At 65.0% G+C, this 7,072-nt stretch carries 7 protein-coding genes; 5 read left to right on the forward strand and 2 right to left on the reverse strand.

Going from position 1 to position 7,072, the window contains the following annotated elements; translation table 11 throughout:
- Positions 1–22: 22 nt before the first annotated feature.
- From ACLD0W_RS07150 to cysQ, 3 genes are all read left to right on the forward strand, one after another.
- Positions 23–1,528 carry a flavin-containing monooxygenase gene (locus tag ACLD0W_RS07150; protein ID WP_410306784.1) on the forward strand — a complete coding sequence of 502 codons (1,506 nt, stop codon included), beginning with the start codon at positions 23–25 and terminating at the stop codon, positions 1,526–1,528.
- Positions 1,529–1,593: 65 nt separating this feature from the next.
- Positions 1,594–2,142, forward strand: coding sequence for an ADP compounds hydrolase NudE (gene nudE / locus ACLD0W_RS07155; RefSeq protein ID WP_410306785.1), 549 nt, complete (start codon positions 1,594–1,596; stop codon positions 2,140–2,142).
- 39 nt (positions 2,143–2,181) lie between these two features.
- Entirely contained in the window at positions 2,182–3,000 is an 819-nt protein-coding gene (gene cysQ, locus ACLD0W_RS07160) for a 3'(2'),5'-bisphosphate nucleotidase CysQ (protein ID WP_410306786.1), read from the forward strand.
- A 21-nt stretch (positions 3,001–3,021) separates the two neighbouring features.
- Here cysQ and ACLD0W_RS07165 read toward each other — a convergent pair whose 3' ends face one another.
- Both ACLD0W_RS07165 and ACLD0W_RS07170 read right to left on the reverse strand, forming a co-directional pair.
- Positions 3,022–3,291: a hypothetical protein gene (locus ACLD0W_RS07165; RefSeq protein ID WP_410306787.1), complete on the reverse strand. Its 270-nt coding sequence runs from the start codon at positions 3,289–3,291 to the stop codon at positions 3,022–3,024.
- Positions 3,292–3,428: 137 nt separating this feature from the next.
- Positions 3,429–4,175 (reverse strand): Crp/Fnr family transcriptional regulator, encoded by a 747-nt coding sequence (locus ACLD0W_RS07170; protein ID WP_410306788.1) that lies wholly within the window; start codon positions 4,173–4,175, stop codon positions 3,429–3,431.
- Positions 4,176–4,309: 134 nt separating this feature from the next.
- On the opposite strand from ACLD0W_RS07170, the gene ACLD0W_RS07175 reads away from it, so the two are divergent.
- A complete protein-coding gene (locus tag ACLD0W_RS07175) occupies positions 4,310–4,918 on the forward strand; it encodes an HD domain-containing protein (protein ID WP_410306789.1) in 609 nt (202 codons plus the stop codon).
- Positions 4,919–5,074: 156 nt separating this feature from the next.
- The gene (locus ACLD0W_RS07180; protein WP_410306790.1) at positions 5,075–6,934 is read left to right on the forward strand and encodes a LamG-like jellyroll fold domain-containing protein; all 1,860 of its coding nucleotides are present in this window, start codon (positions 5,075–5,077) and stop codon (positions 6,932–6,934) included.
- The last annotated feature ends 138 nt before the right edge of the window (positions 6,935–7,072 follow it).

Below are 7,072 nucleotides of genomic sequence, written 5' to 3' on the forward strand. Positions count from 1 at the left end.
GCGTCGCCAAAGGGAGAACAACATGAACAGTCGAGTGAATCCGCGCAACCGGGCCGTGAAGGTCGCCATCGTCGGCGGCGGTTTCGGTGGCCTGTGCATGGCCATCAAACTGCGCGAGGCCGGCATCGAGGACTTCGTGGTGCTGGAGAAGGCCGGCGAGCTGGGCGGCACCTGGCGGGAAAATACCTATCCGGGCTGCGCCTGCGACGTGCAATCGCACATGTATTCCTTTTCCTTCGAGGGCAATCCGGACTGGTCCGCCCGCTACAGCGGCTGGCGGGAGATTCAGGAGTACATCCTGGCCACCGCCCGCAAGCACGACATCCATGCCCGCACCCGCTTCCACGCCCAGGTCACCGGCGCCCGCTTTGACGAGGCCCGCGCCCGCTGGACCCTGGATCTCACCGATGGCGATCAGGTGGAGTGCCAGCACTGGGTGCTCGCCAGCGGCCCGCTGCACGTGCCCCAGATTCCGAAATTCCCGGGCCTGGAGCGGTTCCAGGGCAAGGTGTTCCACTCCTCCCAGTGGGACCACGACTATGACCTGGCCGGCAAGAAGGTGGTGTCCGTGGGCACCGGCGCCAGCGCTATCCAGTACGTGCCGCAAATCGCCCCTCTGGTGGAGCAACTCACCGTGGTGCAGCGCACCCCGGGCTGGATCATCCCCCGCGACGAGCGCCGTTACAGTGCCCTCAGCAAGACCCTGTTCCGCCGCTTCCCGGCGCTGCGCAAACTGCACCGGGCGCGGCTCTACTGGAGCAACGAATCCCGGGTGCTGCCGATTTTCCACCCGCGCCTGGCCTCGCTGCTGGAGAAAGCGGTCAAGCAGTTCATCCGTTTCCAGGTCAAGGACAAGGACACCGCCCGCCGGCTCACCCCCAGCTATACCCTGGGCTGCAAGCGCATCATGATCTCCAATCGCTACTACCCCACCTTCAACCGGGACAACGTGGAACTGGTCACCGAAGGGGTGAAGGAAGTGCGTGAGCACAGCATCGTGTTCAGCGACGGCAGCGAGCGCGAGATGGACTGCCTGGTGCTGGGCACCGGCTTCGTGGTCGATCCGCGCATCTACATGCAGGGCTTCCCCATCGTCGGGCGCGGCGGCCGCACCCTCCAGGACGACTGGAAGGACGCCTCCGAGGCCTATCTGGGCGTCACCGTGGCCGGCTACCCGAACCTGTTCCAGATGGTCGGGCCCAACACTGGCCTGGGGCACAATTCCATCGTCTTCATGATCGAGTGCCAGGCCCGCTATATCCTCGACGCCATCCAGCAGGTGGACGCCCGGGGCGTGGACTGCCTGGACGTGAAGCGCTCGGAAATGGACGTGTTCAACGAGAAACTGCAGCGCGACGTGGCCGGCACCGTCTGGCAGCAGGGCGGCTGCAGCAGCTGGTACCAGCAGGCGGACGGCAAGAACGTGGCGATCTGGCCGTACTCCACCTGGCGCTACTGGCTCAAGACCCGCCAGGTGGACGCCGGCAAGTACCACTGGGAGAAGGCGCGGGAGACGGTGACGTCCTGACGCGCTGCCGGCTTGGGTTCTTTCCGGGATGCGGTTAGGCTTGGTCTCCATTGCCAGGAGCGCCCATGGACGACCGCAAACCGGAAATCATCGACACCCGGCTGATCGCCAAGAGCCGGCTGTTCGGCATCGAGGAGATGCACCTGCGCTTCAGCAACGGCGTGGAGCGCACCTACGAGCGCCTGCGCACGCCGCCGATCGCCGGCGTCATGTGCGTGCCGATGCTGGACCGGGACACGGTGGTGCTGATCCGTGAATACGGCGCCGGCGTCGAGGACTACCAGCTGACCCTGCCCAAGGGCGCCGTGGAACACGGCGAGGACTGGCGCGAGGCCGCCAACCGGGAACTCAAGGAAGAGGCCGGCTACGGCGCCGGCAAGCTGACGCTGCTCAAACGCATGACCCTGTCGCCGGGCTACATGGGCCACCATATCCGCGTGATCCTGGCCGAGGACCTGTACGAAGAGCGGCTGCCCGGCGACGAGCCGGAACCCCTGGAAGTGATCCCCTGGAAACTGTCCGACCTGGACCGTCTGCTGGAACGGGACGACCTGACCGAGGCGCGCGTGATCGCCGCCCTGCTGATGACCCAGCGCCTGCTGAGCAGTCGTTGATGAACAACCGCTGATGAACCCCTTCTGATGGAAACCCCCATGACCGACCTGCACGCCCTGCTGGAGCCGGTGGCCCGCATCGCCGCCGAAGCCGCCGTCGCCATTCTTGAGATCTACGACCGCGGCGACGTGAACGTGGACCGCAAGGACGACGACAGCCCGATCACCGCCGCCGACCGCGCCGCCCACGAACTGATCGTCGCCGGCCTGACCGATCTGACCCCGGACATCCCGGTGTTTTCCGAGGAATCCGGCGGCATCGACTTCGCCGACCGCAAGGACTGGCAGCGCTTCTGGCTGGTGGATCCGCTGGACGGCACCAAGGAATTCATCAAGCGCAACGGCGAATTCACCGTCAACATCGCGCTGGTGGAACAGGGCCGGCCGGTGCTCGGCGTGGTGCACGTGCCGGTCACCGGCGTGGTCTATCTGGGCGGGGAAGGGCTGGGTGCCTTCAAGCAGGAGAACGGCGAGCGGGTGAGCATTCACTGCCGGGAACGGCACGCGCCGGTGATTCTGGTGGCCAGCCGCAGCCACGGCGGCAGCCCGCGCATGGACGTGCTGGAAGCGCTGATCGCCCAGCGGCTGGGCAGCGTGGACAAGACGTCCATGGGCTCGTCGCTGAAGCTGTGCCTGGTGGCCGAGGGCAAGGCCGACCTGTATCCGCGCCTGGCCCCCACCAGCGAGTGGGACACCGCCGCCGCCCATGCCGTGGTCAACGCCGCCGGTGGCCATGTGGTCAACACCGACTTCGAGCCGCTGGTCTACAACAAGGAAGACATTCTCAACCCGCACTTCCTGGTGTTGGGGCAGCCGGTGGACGACTGGCGTTTTATTCATTCCGCCGTGGCGGAATAGGGCATTGATGGATCGCGCGACCTAACCGATCCAGGGCGGCAGCATCCCCAGCAGCGTCGGCTGCAGCTCCCGCCCCAGCCAATGCACGCCCAGCGTCACCATGCACAGCTGCACCAGCGGCAGCATCACCCCCAGCGCCAGCACGTTGACCAGCACCTTCTGCCGGATCCGTCCGCTCCACAGCAGCAGCGCCACTACCCCGAACAGCGCCAGCGGCACCACCAGCAACTCGGAAAGGTCCGGCAGGGTCGGCAGCGCCAGCTGGGCGAAGGAGAACGGAAAGTCGATCATGGAAGACACTCGGTATCGTTGCGCAACATAAGATTACCAAGTGTTACCTGATGGTCAGGTGAACGCCTTTAAGTGTGTCACAAACTAATATCAAAGTGCCATTAAATCCCCTGGGGCGGAATACTGGCACACGCGTGCTATTTCCGCGTGGATTCCTCCAGGTAGCGGCGCAGGGCTTCCCGGTCCGGCACCGTCACGCGGCCGTAGCTGAAGGCGATCAACCCTTCCCCTTCCAGGGTTTTGAGCACCCGGTGCACGCCCTGGCGGGTCATGCCCATCATGTTGGCGATGTGCTCGCGGGTCAGTTTGAAGGTCACCGGGCCGTCCGCCTCGTCCATCTCGCCGTCGTGCTCGTGCATCTGCGCCAGGAACAGCAGGCGGCGGCCGACCCGGCCGGGCATGTCGCGCAGACCGTTGTCCTCGATAATGGAAATCGCCGACCACAGGCGCCGGCTGAGCATGTCCAGGGTGCGCGGATAGGCCTGCGGGTAGCGGGCCAGCAGATCCCGGTAGCCCTGGCCGGGTATCTCCACCAGCTCGCCGTCGCTGTGGGCGGTGGCGCCGAACACCCGGGGCATGCCCGGCGAAAACACCGTGTCGCCGAACCAGGCGCCGGGCTCGAACAGGGTCAGCATGATCTCCCGCCCGTCGCTGCTGGTGGAACTGATGCGCACGCTGCCGGCGCCCACCACCGACAGGGCCGACTGCACCTCGCCGCGGGCGTACAGCACCTCGTTGGCCCGGAACGGACGCGGGCGCGCCAGGGCGGCGGCCTCGCGCAGGGCTTCGTCCGGCAAACCGGAGAGCAGCGAGCAGCCGCGCAGCACCCGCAGATTGTGGTCAGATCTGTCGTCGGGCCTGTCTTCAGGCCTGTTCTCAGACACGGCGTGCCCCGCTAAGTGTCAAACCGTTGACAGTCTCGAGCCCCGGCCGGTTCTAGACTGCTGGCATAGCAAAACAACAGAGCCAGAGGCCGGTTTCCCACCAGGGGAATCGACCCTCAAGCCAGGAGAGCATCATGCACGAGCACGAACCCCGCGCCCAGTTCAAACACATGGAAGAGGGTACCGCCGAGGACTGGCAAATCATTTCCCAGGCGTTCGGCGGCTTCGCCCGCGAACTGCCTGACCGCGTCATCGATCACCTGCGTCTGCTGGAAGGCGATTGCGGCGGCTTCCCGGTGGACCGTCTGACCCACTGCCTGCAGACCGCCACCCTGGCCCACCGCGACGGCCGGGACGAGGAATACGTGGTGTGCGCCCTGCTGCACGACATCGGTGACACCCTGGGCCCGTACAACCACGCCGACGTGGCCGCCAGCCTGCTGGAGCCGTTCGTGAGCGAGGAGAACCATTGGATGGTCAAGCACCACGCCATCTTCCAGGGCTACTACTTCTTCGACCACCTGGGCCTGGATCCTGACCTGCGCGAGCAGTTCCGCGATCATCCCTGCTTCGATCGCACCGAGGAATTCTGCGCCAAGTACGACGCCGCCGCCTTCGACCCGGAACAGGAAACCCTGCCGCTGTCGTTCTTCGAGCCGATGCTGCGCCGCGTGCTGGCCAAGCCCAAACGCTCGCTCTACAAGAAGAGCCTGGACCCGCAGCCCGCCGCGCAAAACGCCTGATCGTTCCCGCGCCGCGCCGTGTCATACGGTGCGGCGCCGGGTTTGCGTGTGCACACCCAAACTGTCAAAAAGATCGAAATATTTCAGCCATCACCGAGTCATACCCGGTCCGTAGGGTAAGCCCCGCGTAAACAGTCCTTACTCGGGAGACTCACCATGAATACCCTGCATCCGGCCCGGTGGCGTGCCACCTGGCTGACGCTTTTGCTGTGCCTGTTTCTCTCCGCCTGCGGCGGCGACAGCGATTCCAACGACAACGCCGTGGCGCCGCCGCCTGACGGTGGCAACGGCGACGCCAATGCCTTCACCCTGGCGGTGCTGCCGGATACCCAGAAATATTCCCGCTATTCCCCGGAGCGTTACACCGTTCAAACGCAATGGATCGCCGACCATTATCAGGACGAGAACATCAAGTTCACCGTGCATCTGGGGGACGTGGTGGACCGGCCCAATGTGCCGGAGGAATGGGTGGAAGCGCGCGCCGCCATGCAGATTCTGGAAGCCAACCCGCAAACCCCCTACAGCGTGCTGGCCGGCAACCACGACGTGATGAACAGCGGCCAGTGGGACGACCAGCGCACCCTGGCCAATGAACCTTTCCTGCAGCATTTCCCGGCCTCCCTGCAGGCCGCCAACTTCAGCACCTTCCAGGGCACCGACGACACCGGCTTCAACAGCTATCACCTGTTCCGGGCCGGCGACCGCGAGTACCTGGTGCTGGCCCTGGACTGGCTGCCCTCGGAGCAAACCGTGGGCTGGGTGCAGGAAGTGCTCGATCAGCATCCGGACACCCCCACGATTCTCACCACCCATCAGCTGCTGGGCATCGGCTCCGACGGCAAAACCGCCGTGTTCACCCCCCTGGGTCAACAGCTGTGGGAAGACCTGATCCGCACCAATGACCAGATTTTCCTGACCCTGAGCGGCCACAACCACGGTGAAGCGACCCTGATCGGCAAGAACCAATACGGCCGCGACGTGGTGATGGTGGTGGTCGACTACCAATCCGGCTTCTGGGGCGGCAACGGCATGATGCAGCTGGTGACCTTCAACGAAGCGGATCAGCAATTGGATTTCCGTTCCTACTCGCCCTGGGTGGCGGCCATCCCGGAGGCTGAGCGTCAGCCCCAGGACGAGCTGTCGCGCTGGGAATTCAGCGTGCCGATGAATTTCGAGCGGCGTTTCGCCGATCTCAACCAGGGCAATGTGGCGGACGCCCCGGGCAACATCGAGGGCACCCAGGCCTACTGGATTCTCGACGATGACCACCGCATCACCCGCGCCGACGGCTCGGTGCAGTTCCTGGACGCCTCCGGCAACGGCAACCTGCTGGAGCTGGTCGCCTATAACGAGCCGCAGGGCGACCTGGCCGATTTCTTCGAGCTTCGTGATGACAAGCCGCCGTTCGGGTACGCCGCCGGCACCGCCACTTTCCACGGCAACAACGACATCGGCGGTTACTACCTGACCACCGGCGGGGCCGGTCTGAGCTTCGAGAACAGCGCCGCCGGCAAGCCCGGTTTCCTGCCGCAATACACCATCGAAGCGATTGTCCGCTTGCCCTCGGATTGGGCCCGCGATGAGAACCAGTGGTCCGGCATTCTCAACCACGAGCCGGGCATCACCCAGGTCTGCCAGTACCACGAAGTGGCCTGCTCCGGCAGCGACGCCGCCCTGGGGCTGAACGTTTCCTCGCTGAAGGAGTTCCAGTGGGTAAGCACCTCGCAGAACGGCAAGGGTCAGGACAACTGGTCCTGGGAAGTCGGCAACGACTACTGGTACCACATCGCCCTGGTGAACGACGGCGAGCGCGTGCGGATGTACGTGGACGGTTCCCTGACCATGCGCACCGGCGTGGATGAGCAGCAGGGGCTGCTGGTGGAGCCGGGCCAGCCCTGGAACATCGGCATCAACAGCTGGCAGGGCAACCCGGGCAATCTGTTCGCCGGCGATATCGCTGAGATTCGCATCAATAACCGGGCGCTGGATCGCGGCGAATGGCTGTACAGCCAATAGCGCTGGATTCCGATCACCTCTTCAAGCGCCCTGCGGGGCGCTTTTTTTATGGTTCATCGCGCTTTGACGGGAAATCGAAGCGGGAGGCATCTATCCGGGACGCGGATCTGTGTGGGGGCCTTCCGGGAACGCCGCGAG

Source organism: Alloalcanivorax sp. C16-1, from assembly GCF_046507805.1.
Taxonomy (GTDB): Bacteria; Pseudomonadota; Gammaproteobacteria; order Pseudomonadales; family Alcanivoracaceae; genus Alloalcanivorax.

Bases quoted from the DNA above. Each gene is read 5' to 3' on its own strand.
- nudE (WP_410306785.1), top strand. From the start codon at position 1,594: ATGGACGACCGCAAACCGGAAATCATCGACACCCGGCTGATCGCCAAG.
- cysQ (WP_410306786.1), top strand. From the start codon at position 2,182: ATGACCGACCTGCACGCCCTGCTGGAGCCGGTGGCCCGCATCGCCGCC.
- ACLD0W_RS07165 (WP_410306787.1), bottom strand. From the start codon at position 3,291: ATGATCGACTTTCCGTTCTCCTTCGCCCAGCTGGCGCTGCCGACCCTG.
- ACLD0W_RS07150 (WP_410306784.1), top strand. From the start codon at position 23: ATGAACAGTCGAGTGAATCCGCGCAACCGGGCCGTGAAGGTCGCCATC.
- ACLD0W_RS07175 (WP_410306789.1), top strand. From the start codon at position 4,310: ATGCACGAGCACGAACCCCGCGCCCAGTTCAAACACATGGAAGAGGGT.
- ACLD0W_RS07180 (WP_410306790.1), top strand. From the start codon at position 5,075: ATGAATACCCTGCATCCGGCCCGGTGGCGTGCCACCTGGCTGACGCTT.